This window comes from Silanimonas sp. (assembly GCF_027530345.1).
Classification (GTDB): domain Bacteria; phylum Pseudomonadota; class Gammaproteobacteria; order Xanthomonadales; family Xanthomonadaceae; genus Silanimonas.
This window is the reverse complement of the sequence record NZ_JAPZQK010000010.1, coordinates 23,854-43,120: the sequence shown is the minus strand read 5'-3', so window position 1 is coordinate 43,120 and position 19,267 is coordinate 23,854. Positions and strand designations below refer to the sequence as shown.

The window sequence follows — 19,267 nt, the reverse complement described above, 5'->3', positions numbered from 1 at the left end:
AACCCGCAAGGCCAAGGCGCTTGCGGGTTCGTGCTCCCTCCCCCACGTCGGAAGCGCTTCGATCCTGCGGCGCCGCCGCGACGGCTTGCACGCTGCAATGCAACATCACCCGACATTCAGCCGTACAGGACCAGCAGGAGGCTGGCGAGCCCGAGGAAGAAGCCCATGCTGCACACGTCGGTGATCGTCGAGAGGATGATCGCCGAGGCGGTCGCCGGATCGGCGCCAAGGCGCTTCAGCAGAAGGGGCACGCCGGCACCGGCGACGCCGGAGAGGGCGCAGCTCGCCGTCATCGCCACCAGCACGGTGATGGCCAGCACCGGCATGTCGGCGCGCTCTCGGGCGATCACTGCCATCGCCGCCGCCGCGAGCAGGCCGGTGCCGAGGCCGTTCAGGAGGCCCAGCCACGCCTCCTTGCCGAGCAGGCGCGGGATGGACGCGCCCCGCAGTTCGCCCAGCGTCATGCTGCGCACCACCACGGCCAGCGACTGCGCGCCGAGGTTGCCGCTTTGTCCGGCGAGCACGGGGAGAAACATGGCCAGCACGACGATCTCGTTGATCGTGTCCTGGAAGACGCCCACCACGCCCGCCGCCACGAACACGGTGAGCAGGTTCAGCAACAGCCACGGATGGCGGAAGCGGAAGCTGCGCGCCCACGGCGTGGCGAGGCGTTCTTCCTTCTCGACGCCCACCATCGCGCCGGCTTGCGCCGAAATCTCGAAAGCCTGCTGTTCGAACAGCGCCTGCCCGCGCACCTGCCCGACCAGCGTGCCGTCGGCCTCGCAGACCGGGTACACCGGGTAGTGACGCTGCACGACCTCGCGCATGGCGTCGATCAACGTGGCCGACGGCGAGAGCACGAAGGGCTGGCGGATCATCACGTCATCGAGCGCCTGCTCCCGCGCGGCATAGAGCAGCTCGCGGAAGGCGACGACGCCCTGCAGGCGCTGCGAGCCATCGACGACGAAGAGGTAGGTGACCATCCGCGTCTTGACGACCTCGCGCAGGCGGTCAATGGCTTCACCGACGCGCGTGCCGGCAGGAAAAACCGCCGGCGGGTCTTCCAACAGGCGGCCGACGCTGCCCTCGGGGTAGCGCTGCGCATCCGCCCAATCGGTGCCGGCCGGCGCCGCCGCCATGATCGGCGCGCGCACGTCGGCGGGCAGGGCCTCGAGGATGCGGGCCGCCCGTGCGGGCGGCATGGCCGCGAGCAATTGCGCCGCGCGGGCCGGCGACGCGCGCTTCAGGAGTGCAGCAAGCGACGTGGTGTCGAGGTGCTGCACGTCGGGAGCCGCGGCGTTTGCCGCAGCCGCATCGGCCGTGATGTCACTCGCCTTGTCGCCCACGCTGCCCTCCCCGGCCGTCGAAGGCGACAAGGCTAACCGATGCCGAGTCTCAGTCGGCCTTGGGCGCGTTGTGCGCCTCGAACCACTGCTGCACCTGCTGGTACCAGAACACCGAGTTCTGCGGCTTCAGGATCCAGTGGTTCTCGTTGGGGAAGTACACGTAGCGGCTCGGCACGCCCTTCATCAGCAGGGTCTGGTAGAGCTCGAGGCCATGGTTCACCGGCACGCGCAGGTCGGTCTGGCCATGGACGACGAGGGTCGGGGTGTCGAAGTTGGCGGCGCCGAAGTGCGGCGAATTGCGGCGCAGCACCTCGTCGTTGCCCTTCTCCCAGAAGCCGCCGAAGCGCGGCATCTCGCTGGAGAAATCGGCCGCGTACTGGGTGTACAGGTTGTACACGGCCGCGTGCGCGACGAGGGCGCGGAACGGATGCTCGCGGCCGAGGATGACGCTGGTGAGGTAGCCGCCGTAGCTGCCGCCGCCCGCGACCATGCGGTCCTTGTCGATCCACGGCTGGGCGGCGAACCACTCGGCCGCCTTGATCACGTCCTGGTACGGCTGCTCGGCCCATTCCGGGTTGATCGAATCGGTAAAGGCCTGGCCGAAGCCCGAGCTGCCGTGGAAGTTCGGCCACGCGGTGACGTAGCCCCAGCTGCCGAACACCTGCGCGTTCCAGCGGAAGCTCATGCCGTCGGTGATCGCGTTGTGCGGGCCGCCGTGGATCAGCATGAAGAACGGGTACTTCTTCGACTTGTCGAAACCCGGCGGGTAGTTGACCCACATCTGGATGTCGGCGCCATTGGCGCCCTTGTAGGTCACCGACTCGTAGGTGCCGAAATCGGTGTTGGCCAGCAGCTCGTCGTTGATCGTCGAGAGCTTGGTGGCGCGGCCGCTGCGCGGATCGATGCGGACGAGGGTCGGCGGCTCGACGAAGGTCTGGCGCAGGCCGACCATCAGGCCGTTCTTCGCCAGCGCGAGGCCATTGAACGAGGCAGGACCGGTGATCGCGCGCGGCTCGCCGGAGAGCGGGAACTCGTAGGCACGCACGGTGCCGGCGTCATCGACCGCACCGTAGAGGCGGCGGCTGTCGGGCGCCCAAAGGTACTCACCGACCGTGCGGTCCCACTCGGCGTACATCTCGCGGGTGTCACCGCTGCGGCGGTCGCGCAGCATCAGGCGGCCCTTGTCGGCGTAGAAGCCCTCGATGCGCTGCTGGACGAAGCTGAGCGTGCGGCCGTCCGGGCTGTACAGCGGGGTGCCGTCGTTGGCCGGGTTCTCCGGCGTCAGGTTCACCGGCTTGGCGGCCACAGCCCCCGCGGCCGGCACGGCCACGGTGAACACGTCGTTGTTGGCGTCCTCGCGGGCCGGGTTCGAATCGGCGACGAAAGCCAGCTCGGCGCCGTCCGGCGAGATCGCGAACAGCCCGTCGGTGCCCTGCACCGCTGCGCGCGGCAGCTCGAGGCCGGTGCCCAGCGTCAACGCCTGCGGGGCGCCACCGCCGACATCGACGGCGAAGACGTGGAACTGGCGCTCGTCCATGTAGCGGTCCCAGGCGGTGACCGGGCCGCCGTCCCAGACCTGGCCGGTCATCTTGCTGGCGGCACGCTCGTCGATCCGCTTGCCCTGCTCAGCCAGCGGCAAATCGGCGAAGACGCGCGAGACGAAGGCGAGGCGGCGGCCGTCGGCGAACCACTTCGGGCTCTGCACGCCGGTGGCCAGCGTGGTGAGGCGGCGGGCTTCGCCGCCGTCGACCGGCATCACATAGAGCTGCGGCGCCTTGTCGTCCTCGCGCTGTGCGGTGAAGGCGATGAAGCGCCCGTCCGGACTGAAGGCCGGCGAGCCCTCGTTGCCCACGTGCGTGGTGAAGGCGCGCTCGCCGCTGCCGTCGGCGTTCCAGATCCACAGGTCGGTGTAGGCCTTGTCCTCCTTCATCTCGAAGCGCGTGACCGGCGCGACGATGCGCGAACCGTCCGGCGAGACGACCGGGTTGCCGAGGCGCTGGATCTGCCAGCTGCGTTCGACGGTGAAGGGCTGTTTGCCGGGCGTGGCGGCCGTGGCGGGGACGTCGGCGCTCGCCGGCGATTGCGCGGCGGCCGGCAGGGCGGCGAGCAGCGAGAGGGCGAGGATGTGGCGAAGCAGCATGGCGACAGGCTCGTGGTGGATCGGGCGGCCACCATGCGGGGCGTCGCCGGGCCGGTGCAAGAGGGTCCCGCTGCCGTCCTCACGCCGCCGAGACGCCCCTGATCGCCAGCCGACGCGGCCGTGCCGGATTGGCCGGCGCCCTCTTTATGATCGGCCCATGACGGACTCTCCCGCCGCCTTCCTTGCGGCCCTGCTCCTCCTCGCCGGCCTCTTCCCGGTGCTCGCCAGCCGCTGGCCCCTTCGCCTGTTCGAGGTGCTGCCGCCGATCGTGCTGGCCTACCTCGCGGCGACCGCACTCGCGGTGACCGGGGCCTGGAGCGATGGTCCGGCAGTGGACGCCGCGCGCTCGCAGGTCATGGCGCTGGCCCTGCCGGCCCTCATCTTCCTGCTGCTGGTGCGCTGCGACCTGCGCGCCATCCTCGCGCTGGGGCCGCGCGTGCTCCTCGCGTTCGCCTGCGCGACGGCCTCCATCACCCTCGGTTTCCTCATCGCGGCCTGGCTGCTGGGCGGCCTGCTGCCCGCCGACGCTTGGAAGCCGCTCGCCGCGGTGGCGGGCAGTTGGGTGGGCGGAACGGCGAATCTCGTCGCCGTCAGCCAGGCCATCGGCACGTCGCCCGAAATGCTCGGCTTCGCCCTGCTGACCGACGCGCTCTGCTACAGCGTCTGGGTGCTGCTGCTGTTCGCCAGCGTGCCGCTGGCGCCGCGCTTCAACGCCTGGGCGAAGGCCCGCGCCAGCGGCGAGACCGTCGCCGCCTTCGCCCCGGAACCGGAGGCACCGTCCACGCCCGGCCATGCCCTGCTGTGGCTGGGCGTCGGCCTCTCGGCGGGGCTGCTGGCGCGCGAGCTCGCGGCGGTGATGCCACAGGACGGCGTGCTCAATGCCACCTCTTGGACGCTGTTGCTGGTGAGCGTGGCCGGTGTGTTGGCCGCGTTGACCCCGCTGCGTCGCCTGCCCGGCGCCGAAGGCTGCGGCAGCGCGCTGCTGGCGATCGTGGTGGTGACGCTCGCCTCGCAGGGGAGCTTCGAGGGATTGGCGGCCGCGCCGTGGTTCATCCTCGCCGGCTTCATCGTGCTGGCGGTGCACGCCGCGCTGATGGCCGGGGCCGCGCGCCTGTTCAAGCTCGATCTCGCCCTCGTCGGCGTCGCCTCGCTCGCCAACATCGGCGGCGTCGCCAGCGCGCCCTTGCTTGCAGCGATGCACGCGAAGGCGCTCGCGCCCCTGGGCATCCTGCTGGCCCTGCTCGGCTACCTGCTCGGCACCGGCGTCGGGCTGGCCCTCGCGGCGGTACTGCCCGGGCTGATGGGAGCGAACGGCGGATGAGGGCCACGATGGCGGATAGGACGATCCTCGATACCGCGCGTGGCGTCGCACTGCTCGCGTTCGTCGCCTTGGCGGCGCTACCGGCCAGCGCGCGGGAGCGGCCCGCCGCCGACCACACCGTCGCCGCCTTGGGCAACGCAGCGCAGGGGCCCGAGCGGCTTCGCCCGGCCGACGCGGCCTACGAGGCCGCGCACTGGATCGCGCGCTGGCCCGGCGCCGAGCGCGTGGCGATGGAAGCGAAGGCCCTGGCCGCGCAGAACGACCGGCTGCTCGACAGCGACCCGTCGGTGACGCGGCTCGCGGCCTTGCCGGAGGTGATGACCACCGCCGCGATCCGTGCACGCGTGCTCGCGCTGTCGACCCCGCCGACGGCCCTGCGCTATGGCGAGGACGGTCGTCTGCTCGGCGAGGCGGACCGCCAACGCTGGTCGGACGCGCTGGATCTTGAAGCGCTCGACGCCGCCAGAGGCGAACGCGCCTTGGGTTGGGCGCTGGTGACGCGGCGCGCGGCACTGCGCACCTTCCCCACGCACGAGCGCGTCTTCAGCGCGCCGGGCGAGACGGACCTCGACCGCTTCCAGGAATCGGCCTTTTTCCCGGGCACACCCGTCGCGGTGCTGCATGCCAGCGCCGACGGCCGCTGGCGGTTCGTGGTCGGGGCCACCTATGCGGGCTGGATCGAAGAGGACGCGCTGGCCCACACCGACCGGGACACCGCCCTCGGCTTCGCCGCGCGCGCGAGCCGCGTGATCTTGGAGCCGGTGGCTCGGTTGGCAACGACCCCCGACGCCCCCGCCGTTTCCGGCCTGGCACTCGACATGGGCGTGGCCCTTCCCGAACGTCGCGACTGGACGGTGACGGAGGCGGTGAACGGCCAAAGCGCGCTCGCGTCCCACGTCGTCGAAGTGCCCACGCGCGATGCGTCCGGCGCACTGGTGCTCACGACCGCCCTGCTGCCCCGCGGCGAAGCCAGCCAGGACGGCCCGTTGGCGGCGTCGCGGGCCAATGTGCTGCGACAGGCGTTCCGTTTCCTCGGCGAGCGTTACGGCTGGGGCCACGCGAACGGCGCCCGCGACTGCTCGGGCTTCGTCAGCGAGGTCTATCGCAGCGTGGGCCTCGTCCTGCCGCGCAACACCGGCGACCAGGCGCGCAGCCCCGCGTTCGCGCGGCAATCGCTCGTCGGCCTCGACCGCGCGGCACGCCTCGATGCGGCAGCCGCGCTGGCGCCGGGTGACCTGCTCTACCTGCCCGGGCACGTGGTGATGGTGGTGGGCCATGACGAGCGCGGCCCGTGGGTCATCCACGACGTGCACAAGCTGCGCGTCCGCGAGGCCGGCGGCGAGCTGGTGGAATGGCGCGCGAACGGCGTGGTGCTGACGCCGCTGCTGCCGCTGCACGTCGACGCGGCCACCGATTACCTCGATGCAGCCACCACGCTGGTGCGCGTGCTGCCCGCGGACAACGCGCCATGAGGATCACCGGCTGGCGCATCGCCCGGCTCCGCGTGCCGTTGAAGGTGCCGTTCCGCACGGCGCTGCGCGAGGTCGACCACATCGACGACCGCGTGCTGCTGCTCGACACCGACACCGGCCACGTGGGCCACGGCAGCGCGGCGGCCACGGCAATGATCACCGGCGAGACCCACGCCTCCATCGAAGCCGCGTGGCGCCAGCACCTGCTGCCCGCGCTGCGCGACGGCGACGTCGCCGCATTGCCCGCGCTGCTCGATCGCGTGCAGCGGGCCATGGCCGGGAACTCCAGCGCCAAAGCGGCCATCGACATCGCCCTGCACGATCTCGCCGCACAGGCGGCGGGTCTGCCCTTGCATCGCTTCCTCGGCAGCCGCCTCGAGGGCACGGCGACGCTGGCCACCGACCTCACCATCAGCGCGAACGACGCCGCGACCATGCTCGCTGATGCGCACGTCGCGATCGAGGCCGGCTATCGCGCGCTGAAGATCAAGGTCGGCAAGCATCCCGAGTCCGACGTCGAGACCATCGCGGTCCTGCACGACGCGGTGGCGGGCCGCGCGCGGCTGCGACTCGACGCCAACCAGGGCTGGACGCTGCCGCACGCGATCGCCGTGATGCAGGCGCTGGAATCGCGCGGGCTCGACCTCCAACTGCTCGAACAACCGTTGCCCGCCGACGACCTCGAGGGCCTGGCCACCCTCCGCGCCGCCATCACCACGCCGCTGCTGGCCGACGAATCGGTGTTCAACGCCCGCGACGCCCAACGCGCGATTTCCGCCGGCGCGTGTGACCTCATCAATCTCAAGCTGATGAAGAGCGGCGGCCTGGCTGGGGCGGCCCGCGTGGCCGAGGTCGCGCGCGAAGCCGGCCTGCCCTGCATGGTGGGCTGCATGCTGGAAAGCCCCATCGGCGCTGCCGCCGCGGCCCACTTCGCCGTCGCGAACGCCGCCCTCGTTCGACTGATCGACCTCGACAGCCCCGGCCTCGCGCGCTTCGACCCCGTGGACGGCAATGTCCGTTTCGAAGGCCCGCGCATCACCGTCGGCGATACTCCCGGCCTTGGCATCCGCGCCATCGCCGGCCTCGAATTCCTGGACCTCTGATATGCCCGCCCCCCACGCCTCTCCGCGCACCCTCCCCGCCCTGCTCCTTCTGGCCGTCGTCGCCATGCTCGCCGGCTGCACCAGCTTGGGTGATCGCGGGCCGATGCGTTCGGCGCCGAGCCAAGACGACACGCGGCCGCCGCGCGTCGGCGACCACGGCCCCTGGCCGAACCCGGCCACCCGCCAACTCGTGGTCGTGCTGACGCCGAACTGGGACGCCCCCCAAGGCCGCCTCGCGCGCTTCGAGCGCGACGCCGGCGGTGCGTGGCGTCCCGTGGGCGCGAGCTTCCCGGTGATGGTGGGCCGCAGCGGCAGCGCCTGGGGCCTTGGCGTGCACGCGCCGCAGGCCGACGGACCGCAGAAAGCCGAAGGCGATGGCCGCGCCCCGGCCGGCGTGTTCGCCATCGGCCCCGCGTTCGGCTACGCGGACAGCGCCTCGACGCGCCTCGCGTACACGCCCATGCAGCGTGAGCACTGGTGCATCGACGTGCCCGGCTCGCCCGACTACAACCGCATCGTCGATACCCGCGAGGTCGGCGCGAAGGCCATCGAAGGCAGCACCGAGCCGATGCGCCGCGACCTGCACAAGGACGGCGACCAGCGCTACCGCCTCGGTTTCGTCATCGAGCACAACGCCGCCGGCGTGGACCGCGCGGGCAGCTGCATCTTCGCGCACCTGTGGAAAGGGCCGGACGTGCCCACCGCCGGCTGCACGGCCATGGCCGATGCCGACATGGCCACCTTGCTCGGCTGGCTTGATCCAGCCGCGACGCCGCGCTTCGTTCTGCTGCCCGTGCAGGCCTACGCGCGCCTGCAGGCCGCGTGGGATCTGCCGGCACCCGGCAGCGGCAACCCGAATGCCGGGCCTGCGGGCGGCACGCCGGCCGGCCGGGACGCGCACGAATGAGCGGCGCCGCGAAGGTCTTCCTCGGCCTGCTGCTCGGCGCCGTCCTCGGCCTCGTCCTCAACGCGTTCGCACCAGCGGCGGCACAGCACGCGGCCGCGATCGCGCAGCCGATTGGCCGGCTGTGGCTCAACGCGCTGCAGATGACCATCGTCCCGCTGGTGATGGGCCTGCTCATCGTCGGCGTGGCACAGGCCAGTGATGCGGCCGCGTCGGGGCGCATCGCGCGGCGCACGCTGGCCTGGATACTCGGCCTCGCGACGGCCTCGGCGGTTTTCACCGCGTTCTTCGCGCCCTTCCTGCTGTCGTTCGCGCCGCGCAGCGAGGCGCTCACCGAAGCCCTGCACGCGGCCACCGGCACCATCGCGGCACCGGAAGGCAGCGTGGCCGCCAGCCTTGCCGCCCTGGTGCCCACCAATGCGATCGCCGCGGCCGCGCAGGGCGCCATCGTGCCGCTGGTGGTGTTCACCCTGCTGTTCGCGTTCGCGCTGACGCGCATCCCGGCCGAACGCCGCGCACCGGTGCTGGCCCTGGCGCAGGGCGTGGCCGACGCGATGATCGTCATCGTGCACTGGGTGCTGAAGGTGGGTCCGCTGGGCGTGTTCGCGCTCATCCTCCCCGTCACCGTGCAGGCCGGCGGCAGCGTGCTCGGCGCACTCGGCGTGCACGTGGCCGTGCTGATCGCCACCTACCTCGTCATCACCGCCTCGCTGTACGTGATCGCGCCGCTGGGCGGCGGCGAGCCGTTGCGCCGTTTCGCCAGCGCCATCCTGCCGGCACAGGTCGTCGCTGCCAGCACGCAGAGCTCGCTGGCCAGCCTGCCGGCCATGCTGCAAGCCTCGAACGAGCGCTTCGGCTACCCGCCGCAAATCGGCGCGCTGGTGCTGCCGCTGGCGGTTTCGCTGTTCCGCATCACCAGCCCGGCGCAGTACTTGGGCGTGATGAGCTTCATCGCCTGGGCCTACGGCATCGAACTCGACGCGACGACGATCGCGACCTGCATCGCGCTCGCCGTGGTCATCAGCCTTGGCTCGGTGGGCCTGCCGGGCCAGGCCAGCTTCATGGGCACCAACCTGCCGATCGTGCAGGCCGCCGGATTGCCCGTCGAACCGTTGGGCCTGCTGCTCGCGGTCGACCTGATCCCCGATGTGTTCTCCACCGTCGGCAACGTCAGCGCCGACCTCACCGTGGCCAGCAAGGTGGCGCGGGCGGAACCCGACGCCCCTGCCGCCGAGGACGCCGAGGACGCCGACCGCTAGCCGGGCGTGACCCCGGGCAGTCGCACATCGACGCCCAGCCCACCCCATTCGGAATCGCGCAGCGTGATCGTGCCCTCGTGCCGCGCCAGCACGGAGCGCACGATCGACAGGCCGAGGCCGCTGCCGGTGGCGCCGCTGCCGAGTTCGCGATGGAATCGGTCGAAGACGCGCTCGCGCGCCTCGGCGGGCAAGCCGGGGCCGGAATCGTCGATGCCCAGTTGCACGCCAGCGCCCTGCTTCCCGACCTCGATGCGGATCCGGCCACCGTCGGGCGTGTAGCGGAACGCGTTGTCGAGCAGGTTGCGCACCATGATGCCGAGGGCGATCTCGTCACCCGCCACGGGAACATGCTCGTCGCCGGTCACTTCGAGCTGCAGGCCGCGCCCGAAACCCGCGACGCCGAGCTCCGCCGCCTCGCGCCGCACGAGGGCCGCCAGGTCGATCGCGCCGCGGCCGGGCGGTCCGGCGCCGGGCAGTGCGGATTCCTGCCGCGCCAGGTCGAGCATCTGCGCGATCACGCGCTCCATCCTCACCAGCGCACGATCGACGCGCGCCGCCAGCGCGTCGCGGGCCGCGGGGTCCTCCTCGGCGTGGCAATTGGCCGCGTGGACGCGCAAGGCCGCGAGCGGCGTGCGCAGTTCATGCGCGGCATCCGCCGTGAATCGGCGCTCGCGCTCCAGGGCCGTCCGCATGCGATCGAACAGGCCGTTGATGGCGCGCACGAGGCCACCGAGCTCCAGCGGCATGGCGTTGGGCTCGATCGGCGTCAGGTCGTGGCCGGCGCGGCGCTCGATGCCATCGACGATGCGTGCAAGGCCACGGGCCGCGAACTCCAGCACCACCCAGAGCATCAGCACGAGCACGGGCAGGCCGAACAGCAAGGGAAGCAAGGTGCCGCGGGCGATGCCGGTGGCGAGCTCCTCGCGGATCTCGCCCTCTTCCGCCGCTTGCACCCATAGGCCCTCGCGGCTGCGCAGCGTGAACACCCGCCACGGCTGGCCCTCGAGCTCGACGTCGGCGAAGCCTGATGCCAGCGCGGCCAACGGCGTGGCGGGGCCGCTCTCGGAACGCAGCAGGAGCCGGCCTTCGGCATCGCGCACCTGGAAGGCCAGCTTGGTTTCGTAAACGTGGCCGTCGGCACTCACGAGGGCATCGCCCCGGCCTTCGGCGTCGCCATGCCACACCTCGATCAGCGACGGCGCGCCGTCGGCCTGCGGCAGGTCCGCGACGTGCGGTGCGACGAGGGCGGACAGCACCCGGGCCGAGTGCGCGAGCTTGGCGTCGAACAGCTCCGCCGCCTCGGTGCGGCCTTCGCGGTAACTGAAGAACGCCGCCACCGCCGCCACGCCACAGACCACGACGACCAGCGCCGCCAGCAGCATCAGCCGCGCCGACCTCATGCCGGCACCGACAGCGTGTAGCCCACGCCGCGCACGGTGCGGATCAGGTCGGCGTCGAGCCGCTTGCGCAGGTGGTGCACGTGCACCTCGAGCGAATTGCTGGCCACGTCCTCGTCCCAGCCGTAGATGGCCTGCTGCAGCGCGTCGCGCGTCAGGATGCGGCCGGGCTGTTCCATCAGCGCGCGCAGCAGGGCGAACTCGCGGCGCGGCAGGTCGATGATGCGCCCCTGCCAGTGCACGCTGAGCGTCGCCGGATCGAGGCGCAGCGCGCCGTGCGAGAGCGTGGACTGGGCCTGCCCCTGCGCGCGGCGATGCAGCGCCCGCAGGCGGGCAAGCAGTTCGTTCGGGTCGAAGGGCTTGCCGAGGAAATCGTCGGCGCCGAGGTCCAGCGCCTCGATGCGGTCGCCGACGCGGTCACGGGCGGTCAGCACGAGGATTGGCACGCGGCGCCCCTCCTGCCGCGCGGTGCGGATCACCTGCACGCCGTCCATCCGCGGCAGGCCAAGGTCGAGCACCACCGCATCGAAGCCACCGTCACGGATGGCCGTCAGCGCGGCGAAGCCGTCCTGCACCCAGTCCACCGCGATGGCCGCCCGGCGCAGGGCCGTTTGAAGGCCCTCGCCGAGCGACGCGTCGTCTTCCACCAGCAGGATTCGCATGGCTGGAGTCTAGGCGTCAGCCCTCCAGCGCGGCCAGCGCGGCTTCGATCTCGCCGCGACGGCCGGCGTCGGCCGATTCACGACCGGGGCGCGGCGGCGCCGCGAGGGCCTTGCGGAACGCCGCGATGGCGCCGGCATCGTCGCCCTGGTCGCGCAGGAAGTCGGCCCAGAAGTAGTTGCTGTCGATGCCCGCCGGGTTCATGCGCAGGCCCGCTTCCAGATGCTCACGCGCGGCGTCCTCGTCGCCGAAGCCGACCGGCCAACCGGGCACCTGGTAGTACAGGCTGCCGAGGCTGGTGTGCGCCGAACCGTCGAGGACGGCGTCGTCGATGGCCAGTGCGGCCTCGAAATCGGCCTTCGCCTTCTTCACCAGCGAGAGGGCGCCGAGCCCGCCTTTCGCGCCGGCCCACGAGGCTTCGATGATTCCGCGCCAGGTCAGCACGGCGGCATCGCGTGGATGCGCAGCGACGGCGGCGTCGGCCTCCTTCGCGAGGGCTTCGAAAGCGGCCGCTTGGGCGTTGGCGGGCTGGCCGTATTTGATCTCCGCCCAGCGGGCCTGCAGCGTCGCCACCGGCGAGGCCGCCGGCGCAGCGAGCGTGGCCGCCGCGGGCGGCGTGTCGGCCGCGTGGGCCGACGGCGCGGCGAGCAGCGCGGCCATGGGCACAAGGCCAGCAAGGATGGCGACGGCGAGGGGATGACGGAAGGCATTCATGGGCGGGACTCCAGGGCGGTGTCGGAAACGACGGGGGCGGCGGCGCGGGCGAAGCGCCGCACGATGGGAAGCTGTTTGGCGAGCGCGCGATCAACGAGCTCCGGCAGGGCGCCGTTGAGGCGCGCGAACAGGCGCTCCGGCCAACCGAGCTGGCGGCGGCGCGTGCCGGATTCGATGGCCTCGAGCAGCGAGGCGGCGACGAGATCGGCGTCGTCGACGGCCACGCCGAGCTCGGCATTCATGGCCTCGACCGCCGGGCTGTTCAGGGCCGTGCGGGTCGCCCGCGGCGAGAGGTACTGCACGCGCAGCGGCGTGTCGGCGTGCTCGCGCGCAAGCGCTTCGAGGAAACCGCGCAGGCCGAACTTGCTGGCGCTGTAGGCGGCGAAGCCGGGGTAGCCGAGGCTGCCGAAGGTCGAGCCGATGCCGACGATGCCGGCGCTTGGCAGGCGCATCAGGCACGGCAGCAGCGCGCGCACCAGCAGCATCGGTGCGACGAGATTCGTGGCGACCTGGGCTTGCACATCGACGACGCTGCTGTGTTCGAACAGGCCGAAACGGGAATCCGCGGCCCCCAGGATGACCAAGGAGACCGGGATCGGCGCCGCGGCCACCGCGCGGCGGACCGCGTCGATGCCGTCCGCCGTGGCCAGATCAGCCACCACAGGACGGATGGCGCCCGGATGCGCACGCGCCGCGAGCGCATGCAGCGCATCGGCACGGCGTCCGACGGCGTACACGGTCGCGCCGACCTCGGCGAGGCGCAGCGCCAGGCACTGGCCGATGCCGCCGCTGGCCCCAGTGAGCAGGACGCCGCGACCGGCGAGCGGGCTCATGCGGCCACCGCCAGCGATTGCGCGTTGCGCAGGCCCTGGAACACCGCGCCATACAGGCCGTAGAACATCCGTGCCGCGTGCACCACGGCCGCCTGGTCGGACGGTTCGTGCAGGCGGTCCATCAGGCCTTCGTAGAAGCCGGTGTGCTCGACGTCGAGGCTGCCGTGCGAGCGCAGGTAGCGGAACGCCTTCTTCGGAAGCCCGAGGGTGGTTTCGATGACATCCGCCGCGCGTGTCGCCAGCGCGACGCTGGTGCCTTCGAGCACCAGCACCATGCCGAAGAAACCGACCGGGTTGCCGCGATGGATGGTGTCGTAGGCGTAGGCGACCATCAGCTCCGTCGCGGGCGAGGGGCCGGCCTCGAGCACGGCGGCGCGCGACACGCCCAGCGTCTCGAGGTCGTCGAGGATCCATTCCTGGTGGCCGACCTCCTCCTCGATGTACTCGGCGATGGCCTCGCGCAACCATTCCAGGCGGGCCGGCAGGCGGCTGCCGCAGGCCATCAGCAGCGGCGTGGTGTGGCGGACGTGGTGATAGGCCTGGATGAGGAAGGCGATGTAGTCCTCGCGGGACACGCGGCCCTGCACCGCCTCGCCGAGGATCGGCAGCGCCTGGAAGGCCGCGCGCGCCTCGGCACTCTGCGCGATCAGGCGGGCGTGGAAGCCGCCGATCTCGGGCAGCGGACTGAAGGTCTTCATGGATGGACGCTCTCGTGGACAGGAGGGGAAAGGACGGTGCGCGCATGCGGATCGGGCGCGGCGACCATGGCGGCGCCGTAGCGCTGCATCAGCGCCTCGCGCCGCGGCCGGCCGTTGCCGGTGAGCAGGCCGTTGGCAACGTTGAAGGGTTCGTCCGCGAGCAGCACGGCGGCGACGCGCGCGTAGTCGGGCAGGCCAGCGTTGACTTCGGCCACCGCGCGCTCGAGCGCGGCGGGGGACACGTCGGCTCGGCGCGGCACCAGAACGGCGGCGCCTTGCACGCGGCCCTCGCCCCAGACGAAGGCCTGTGCGATCAGCGGGTGCTGCACCAGTTCGCTTTCCAGCCATTCGGGGCTGACGTTGCGACCCCAGGCGGTGATGTACATCGCCTTGCGGCGGCCGCGGAGATGCAGGAAGCCTTCGCTGTCGAACTCGCCAAGGTCCCCCGTGGCATACGGACCCGGAGCGCGCGACGCCTCGCCGGTGTAGCCGAGGAAGGCGGGGCCATCGACCCACACCTCGCCCTCGCCGTCGACGCGAAGCCGCGCATGCGGCAAGGGGCGGCCGACGCTACCGGCACGCTGGGCACCGGGGCGGTTCAAGGCCACTACCGACGCGCACTCGCTCAAGCCATAGCCTTCGTACACGGGCAGGCCGAGAGCTGCGGCGCGGCCCAGCAGGCTCAGCGGAACGCGCGCGCCGCCGACGGCGATCATGCGCAGCGAACGCGGCAAGGCCGCACCGGCTTCGGCCGCCTGCACCAGCCCCTGCAGCAGTTGCGGCACGAGGATGATCGACTCCGGGGCGTGGCGATGCAGCGTCGCCAACAGGGCATGGATGTCGAGGCCGGCGCTGCCGCGATGGCCGACCGTGGCGAGCGAAGGCAGGTGCACTTCGCCACCCGCCAACAGCGGCGCATACAGCCCGCCGACCGTTTCCAGCAGCACGCCCAGGGGCAGCAGGCTGAGGTGTCGGCGCACGCCCAGCGTGGCCATCGCCTGCACCAGCGAGGCCGCGACCCGCTCCGGCAACGCGCGATCGAGGCAGACGCCCTTCGGTGCGCCGGTGCTGCCGGAGGTGTAGGTGACGATCGCGGTGCCGGCCGGCAAGGCGCGAGGCGAGGGTTCGAGCGTCCGCCACTGCAAGCGGTCCAGCGGCGATTCCGCCGCGGCAGGCAGGGCCATCGCCACCGCCGACTGCCCGGCATGCGCGGCCTGCGCTTCGGTGAAGAACGGCGGCAGGGCGATGTGCGGGCGCGCGCTCGCCGCGAGGGCGAGATCGAGCACGGCGGCGGCCAAGCCGTTGTCGAGGCGGCTGGCGACCGCGCCCGGCGGCAGCGTCTCGAGCTGGTCGCGGCAGCGCGATACCGCATCGAGCAACGTGGAGGCCGTGAGCGCCTGCTCGCCGTCATGCATCAACACGTCGCTGGGGGCGCGATCGGCGAGAGACTGCAGGACGGCGCTCACGTGCCCACCCGCGCATCGGCGCCGCGACGTCGCGGGCCTCGAGGAAGGCCATGCCTGCGGCGATGTCGCCGGAGACGAGCGTCGGCGACGTGTCGTAGTAGCGGCCCCAGTCGGTCGCGCCGGGACGAAGGCGCGAGGCCAGCGCAGGCGCGAGGGCGACGGTGGCCAAACCGAGGCGGTCGAAGGCATTGCGCAGTTGCCGCGTGGCGGCGAACAGCACCCAGCGCAGGCCGGCCCGGTGCAGTCCGCGCGTCAGGCAGAGGATCAGGCGGCGCGCATCACCGGGTCGCGAGGCGGCGAGGCCGCCCACTTCGACCATCGCATCGCGATCGATGCAGCGGCCCAGCGCCGCGGCCACCGCCTGCTCCGCCGGCTGGTCGAGGTACTGCTCGACGAACAAGGGGTGGCCCTTCGCGGGACGCAAACCGACGGCGGCGCGAAGCACGCCCTGGCGGTCGTGGAAGACCAGCATCCAGGGCATGAATTCCACGAGGTGCGCATCGAACTGCTCGCGGTAGACGCGGGCGACGAAGGCCTCGGCGACCCGACGGTCGTCGTCGGGGCCGAGCAGGGTCGGCACCCAGTCCGGATCAGTGGCCGCATCGAGTGCGGCGTGGGTGCGGGCGGGCAAGGGGAAGGCGGTCATCGGCATGGCGCCATGCTTGCCGCGCCGACTTAAGCCAGTCTTAGGCCAAGGTTAGGCAAGAGTTAGTTGCAGGCTAAGAAAGCCGTAAACCGTCGATGTCGTCGCGCGGAGGCTGAATGCTCGCTGCATGCGGCACGGCTCCGCTAGCATCGGACGCCTGCTCACGGAGAACCGCATGCCCACATCGAACCGCCTCGTCCGTCCGCGCGCGAACGCCCTCGCATTCGCCCTGTGCCTCGCCGTCTCGCCCGCGGCCTTTGCCGCGCCGGACGGCTGGGCCACGCCGGCGGAAACCAGCGGCTACACGCGCACGCCGCGCTACGCCGAGACGATGGCGTACTTCGAGCGCCTCGACGCCGCCAGCCCGCAGGTGGCGATGCTCGAATTCGGCCGCTCGTCGCAGGACCGCGCGATGCGCGCCGTGATCGTGTCGAAGCAGGGCGTCACCACGCCCGAGGCCGCGCACGCCACGGGCAAGCCGGTGATCTTCATCCAGGCCGCCATCCATCCGGGCGAGAACGAAGGCAAGGACGTGCTGATGGCCCTGGTGCGCGACCTCACCGTCAGCGGCAAGCATGCCGACCTCGTCGACGAGGCCGTGCTGGTGCTCGTGCCCATCTTCAATGTCGACGGGCACGAGCGTTTCGGCCCGTTCAACCGCATCAACCAGAACGGCCCCGAGGCGATGGGCTGGCGCGCCACCGCGCAGAACCTCAACCTCAACCGCGACTACACCAAACTCGACGCGCCGGAGATGCAGGCGTGGATGCGCCTGTGGCAGGCCTGGAACCCCGACCTGCTGATCGACATGCACAACACGAACGGCGCCGACTACCAGTACGCGATGACCTGGGCCTATGAGGCGGCACAGAACATCGAGGCCCCGCTCGCCGACTGGCAGCGGCGCGCCTTCGACGGCGTGGTGAAGCCGGCGCTGGCCACGCAGGGCTGGCCGGTGGCGTTCTACGTCAGCCTCAAGGACAGCACGAACCTGCGTGCCGGCCTCGTCGAAGGGGCCTCGGGGCCGCGCTTCTCGGTGGGCTACGCCGCCGCCGTGAATCGCCCCGGCCTGCTGGTCGAGACCCACATGCTCAAGGACTTCCGCACCCGCGCTACCGTCAACGAGGCCTTGCTGGTCGAGATCCTGAGGATGCTCGGCAAGGAAGGCGAGGCCCTGCAGGCTGCGAATGCGCAGGCCGACGCCGCACGCTTCGCCGACGGCCGGACCGTGCCGCTGGCCTTCGGCCTCGCCGACACCACCGAGACGATCGACTTCCTCGGCTACGCCGATTCGCGCACCGAGAGCGAGGTCTCGGGCGGTACGTGGGTGAGTTACGACACGTCGAAGCCGGAAACGCTCCGCGTGCCCGTGCAAAGGGCCGTCACCGTCACCGCCGAAGCCCCGGCGCCCGCGGCTTACGTCGTGCCGCCGCAGTGGACCGCGGTGGTCGATCGGCTGCGCATGCACGGCGTCGCCATGACGCGCCTCGACGCGGCCACCACCGTCGAAGCGGGCCGCTACCGTTTCGGCAAGGTCGCGTGGGCGCCGCGTCCGTTCGAAGGCCGCCACGCGATCGCCGAGCTGGAACAGACCCTCGAGACCGGCGAGCAGGCCGTTCCCGCCGGCAGTTGGCTGGTGCCGATGGACCAGCCGAAGGCGCGTCTCGCCGCGCTGCTGCTCGAACCGGCCTCGCCCGACAGCTTCCTGCGCTGGGGCTTCTTCGACGCGATCTTCGAAGAGAAGGAATACGCGGAGCCGCGCGTGATGGAGGCCATGGCCCGCGAGATGATGGCGAAGGACCCCGCGCTGAAGGCCGAGTTCGAGGCCAAGCTCGCGGCCGACGCGGCCTTCGCCGCCGACCCGCGCCAGCGGCTGCGCTTCTTCTACCAGCGCACGCCCTACTTCGACACCGAGTTCAGCCGTTATCCCGTGCTGCGTCTCGATGCCGACGCAGCGCGTCGAGCCGCTGGCGGAACACCCGCGCCTCCCAGGCCAGCAGCCGCCAGGTGAGGTCGGCGAGCAGCGCGAAGGCCAAGCCGACGATCACGCCGCCGACGAACAGCGCGTTGGTGTAGCGCAAGGCGTCGGGCCAACCGGCGCCAACACCGGCCAGCGCCATCGCGCCCAGGCCCACCCACGCGGTGAATCCGTAGATCGGGACGATGGTCAACGGGTTGGTGATCATCTGCAGTGCGGCCATCACCGTCAGGTTGCCACGCAGGCCCAGCGCAAGGCCGAGGCCAATCAGGATCTGCAGGCCGTACACCGGCAGGAAGGCCAGCACCGAGCCGACGTACAGCGAGGGCATCACGTTGGCGCGCTTGAACGACCAGAGGAACGCCGCCCGCCGCGCATGGACGGCGAACCACTTCAGCACCGGGTAGCGCGCGAGGTTGGCGCGGCGTGGCAGCGGCCGCAGCAGGCGGCGCAGGCGCCGTCGGCGCTGCAGCCATCGGGCGTGGTGCCGGTGAAGTTCGTCGGGGGGCGTCATGCGGCGGATTATCCGCGCCGCCGTGTCACTCCGCTTGCAGGAGGAGCCGCGCCTGCAAGTCGGCGACGACACCGGAGCGCCTGAGCTCGGCGAGCGAGGCGTTGAAGGCGACACGCCTCGCCTCGGCGCGGGGATCACGGCGCGGCCAGACGAGGTGCAGGGTCGAGACATCGATGGCGCCGCCGACGGCGGCGATCGGTCCGCCGGCACCGTGCAGCCGTCGCAGGGTGCTGTGGCCGTTGTAGGCTCCCGCGGCAACGACATCGACGCGACCGGCCTCGAGCATGCGGAAGCACTGCGCCATGTCGTCGACGCGCACCACCTCCAGATCGCCCGCCGCGACACGCGCCTCGAGGGGCGTGGGCATCAGTGAATCGCGCAGGTAGCAGGTGCGGCGCGCCGACTGCATGCGCCGGTTGCGCTCGACATCGCCGCCCCCGGCGAGCGTGTCGCGGCGGACGAACAGCAGCGAGGGCACCTCAAGCAGCGGGTCGGAGAACAGGAACTCGCGCTCGCGCGCGGGGCTGCGCAGGTAGGGAAAGCTCCCATCGAAGCGCCCCGCCCGCGTTTCCTCATGGGCACGGGCCCAAGGGCGGTCGATGAACACGGCACGCTCGCCATGGTGCGCCAGCACCCGTGTCACCAGCGCCGGGTAGTAGCCCCCTTCCGGCGCCGAATGGTCGATGTAGGGCAGGAACTCCGCCGTGGCGAAACGCTGTTCGGGCAGGGCGGTCGACGCGTGCGCGCCCGCAGCCGACAACAGGGCCGCCAAGCCCGCTATCCGCCACCACCCGCGTCGCCCCGAGGCTCGTGTCG

At 71.7% G+C, this 19,267-nt stretch carries 17 protein-coding genes; 6 read left to right on the top strand and 11 right to left on the bottom strand.

The annotated features are described in order from the left end of the window. Positions 1–116 precede the first annotated feature (116 nt). Both O9255_RS06315 and O9255_RS06310 read right to left on the bottom strand, forming a co-directional pair. The gene (locus O9255_RS06315; RefSeq protein ID WP_297866005.1) at positions 117–1,376 is read right to left on the bottom strand and encodes a magnesium transporter; all 1,260 of its coding nucleotides are present in this window, start codon (positions 1,374–1,376) and stop codon (positions 117–119) included. A gap of 19 nt (positions 1,377–1,395) precedes the next feature. Continuing rightward, entirely contained in the window at positions 1,396–3,486 is a 2,091-nt protein-coding gene (locus tag O9255_RS06310; RefSeq protein ID WP_297866004.1) for a S9 family peptidase, read from the bottom strand. 157 nt (positions 3,487–3,643) lie between these two features. Between O9255_RS06310 and O9255_RS06305 the strand changes: the two genes are divergently transcribed. From O9255_RS06305 to O9255_RS06285, 5 genes are read left to right on the top strand one after another with little or no spacing between them, the layout of a single operon-like run. Next, positions 3,644–4,807, top strand: coding sequence for a DUF819 family protein (locus O9255_RS06305; RefSeq protein WP_297866003.1), 1,164 nt, complete (start codon positions 3,644–3,646; stop codon positions 4,805–4,807). An 8-nt stretch (positions 4,808–4,815) separates the two neighbouring features. Then, on the top strand, positions 4,816–6,279 hold the full coding sequence (locus tag O9255_RS06300) for an SH3 domain-containing protein (RefSeq protein ID WP_297866002.1): 1,464 nt from the start codon (positions 4,816–4,818) through the stop codon (positions 6,277–6,279). Then, a complete protein-coding gene (locus O9255_RS06295; protein WP_297866001.1) occupies positions 6,276–7,382 on the top strand; it encodes a dipeptide epimerase in 1,107 nt (368 codons plus the stop codon). Before O9255_RS06300 ends, O9255_RS06295 begins: the two co-directional genes overlap by 4 nt. A gap of 1 nt (position 7,383) precedes the next feature. Further along, positions 7,384–8,289: a L,D-transpeptidase family protein gene (locus tag O9255_RS06290; protein WP_297866000.1), complete on the top strand. Its 906-nt coding sequence runs from the start codon at positions 7,384–7,386 to the stop codon at positions 8,287–8,289. Continuing rightward, positions 8,286–9,545: a cation:dicarboxylase symporter family transporter gene (locus O9255_RS06285; RefSeq protein ID WP_297865999.1), complete on the top strand. Its 1,260-nt coding sequence runs from the start codon at positions 8,286–8,288 to the stop codon at positions 9,543–9,545. The genes O9255_RS06290 and O9255_RS06285 overlap by 4 nt, the downstream gene beginning before the upstream one ends. Here the strand turns inward: O9255_RS06285 and O9255_RS06280 are convergent. From O9255_RS06280 to O9255_RS06250, 7 genes are read right to left on the bottom strand one after another with little or no spacing between them, the layout of a single operon-like run. After that, positions 9,542–10,945 carry an ATP-binding protein gene (locus O9255_RS06280; RefSeq protein WP_297865998.1) on the bottom strand — a complete coding sequence of 468 codons (1,404 nt, stop codon included), beginning with the start codon at positions 10,943–10,945 and terminating at the stop codon, positions 9,542–9,544. The genes O9255_RS06285 and O9255_RS06280 overlap by 4 nt on opposite strands. Then, positions 10,942–11,604, bottom strand: a complete 663-nt coding sequence (locus O9255_RS06275; protein ID WP_297865997.1) for a response regulator transcription factor — start codon at positions 11,602–11,604, stop codon at positions 10,942–10,944. Before O9255_RS06275 ends, O9255_RS06280 begins: the two co-directional genes overlap by 4 nt. 16 nt (positions 11,605–11,620) lie before the next feature. Further along, a complete protein-coding gene (locus O9255_RS06270) occupies positions 11,621–12,316 on the bottom strand; it encodes a hypothetical protein (RefSeq protein ID WP_297865996.1) in 696 nt (231 codons plus the stop codon). Further along, positions 12,313–13,149, bottom strand: a complete 837-nt coding sequence (locus tag O9255_RS06265; protein WP_297865995.1) for an SDR family oxidoreductase — start codon at positions 13,147–13,149, stop codon at positions 12,313–12,315. Before O9255_RS06265 ends, O9255_RS06270 begins: the two co-directional genes overlap by 4 nt. After that, entirely contained in the window at positions 13,146–13,847 is a 702-nt protein-coding gene (locus O9255_RS06260; RefSeq protein WP_297865994.1) for an iron-containing redox enzyme family protein, read from the bottom strand. The genes O9255_RS06265 and O9255_RS06260 overlap by 4 nt, the downstream gene beginning before the upstream one ends. After that, positions 13,844–15,313, bottom strand: a complete 1,470-nt coding sequence (locus tag O9255_RS06255; protein ID WP_297865993.1) for an AMP-binding protein — start codon at positions 15,311–15,313, stop codon at positions 13,844–13,846. The genes O9255_RS06260 and O9255_RS06255 overlap by 4 nt, the downstream gene beginning before the upstream one ends. Beyond that, positions 15,255–15,965, bottom strand: coding sequence for a thermostable hemolysin (locus O9255_RS06250; RefSeq protein WP_297865992.1), 711 nt, complete (start codon positions 15,963–15,965; stop codon positions 15,255–15,257). Before O9255_RS06250 ends, O9255_RS06255 begins: the two co-directional genes overlap by 59 nt. Before the next feature lie 169 nt (positions 15,966–16,134). Here O9255_RS06250 and O9255_RS06245 point away from each other — a divergent pair, with 169 nt between their 5' ends. Beyond that, positions 16,135–17,970 carry a M14 family metallopeptidase gene (locus O9255_RS06245; protein WP_297865991.1) on the top strand — a complete coding sequence of 612 codons (1,836 nt, stop codon included), beginning with the start codon at positions 16,135–16,137 and terminating at the stop codon, positions 17,968–17,970. Here O9255_RS06245 and O9255_RS06240 read toward each other — a convergent pair. Both O9255_RS06240 and O9255_RS06235 read right to left on the bottom strand, forming a co-directional pair. Next, positions 17,876–18,451, bottom strand: coding sequence for a DUF2062 domain-containing protein (locus O9255_RS06240; protein WP_297865990.1), 576 nt, complete (start codon positions 18,449–18,451; stop codon positions 17,876–17,878). The two genes, O9255_RS06245 and O9255_RS06240, sit on opposite strands and share 95 nt — an antisense overlap. A gap of 25 nt (positions 18,452–18,476) precedes the next feature. Further along, positions 18,477–19,223, bottom strand: a complete 747-nt coding sequence (locus tag O9255_RS06235; protein WP_297865989.1) for an ABC transporter substrate-binding protein — start codon at positions 19,221–19,223, stop codon at positions 18,477–18,479. Positions 19,224–19,267 lie beyond the last annotated feature (44 nt).

Excerpts from the sequence above, each read along its gene's own strand:
- O9255_RS06275 (WP_297865997.1), bottom strand. The coding sequence starts at position 11,604 with ATGCGAATCCTGCTGGTGGAAGACGACGCGTCGCTCGGCGAGGGCCTT.
- O9255_RS06280 (WP_297865998.1), bottom strand. The coding sequence starts at position 10,945 with ATGAGGTCGGCGCGGCTGATGCTGCTGGCGGCGCTGGTCGTCGTGGTC.
- O9255_RS06250 (WP_297865992.1), bottom strand. The coding sequence starts at position 15,965 with ATGCCGATGACCGCCTTCCCCTTGCCCGCCCGCACCCACGCCGCACTC.
- O9255_RS06300 (WP_297866002.1), top strand. The coding sequence starts at position 4,816 with ATGGCGGATAGGACGATCCTCGATACCGCGCGTGGCGTCGCACTGCTC.
- O9255_RS06290 (WP_297866000.1), top strand. The coding sequence starts at position 7,384 with ATGCCCGCCCCCCACGCCTCTCCGCGCACCCTCCCCGCCCTGCTCCTT.
- O9255_RS06295 (WP_297866001.1), top strand. The coding sequence starts at position 6,276 with ATGAGGATCACCGGCTGGCGCATCGCCCGGCTCCGCGTGCCGTTGAAG.
- O9255_RS06265 (WP_297865995.1), bottom strand. The coding sequence starts at position 13,149 with ATGAGCCCGCTCGCCGGTCGCGGCGTCCTGCTCACTGGGGCCAGCGGC.
- O9255_RS06245 (WP_297865991.1), top strand. The coding sequence starts at position 16,135 with ATGCCCACATCGAACCGCCTCGTCCGTCCGCGCGCGAACGCCCTCGCA.
- O9255_RS06240 (WP_297865990.1), bottom strand. The coding sequence starts at position 18,451 with ATGACGCCCCCCGACGAACTTCACCGGCACCACGCCCGATGGCTGCAG.
- O9255_RS06270 (WP_297865996.1), bottom strand. The coding sequence starts at position 12,316 with ATGAATGCCTTCCGTCATCCCCTCGCCGTCGCCATCCTTGCTGGCCTT.
- O9255_RS06260 (WP_297865994.1), bottom strand. The coding sequence starts at position 13,847 with ATGAAGACCTTCAGTCCGCTGCCCGAGATCGGCGGCTTCCACGCCCGC.
- O9255_RS06305 (WP_297866003.1), top strand. The coding sequence starts at position 3,644 with ATGACGGACTCTCCCGCCGCCTTCCTTGCGGCCCTGCTCCTCCTCGCC.
- O9255_RS06310 (WP_297866004.1), bottom strand. The coding sequence starts at position 3,486 with ATGCTGCTTCGCCACATCCTCGCCCTCTCGCTGCTCGCCGCCCTGCCG.
- O9255_RS06285 (WP_297865999.1), top strand. The coding sequence starts at position 8,286 with ATGAGCGGCGCCGCGAAGGTCTTCCTCGGCCTGCTGCTCGGCGCCGTC.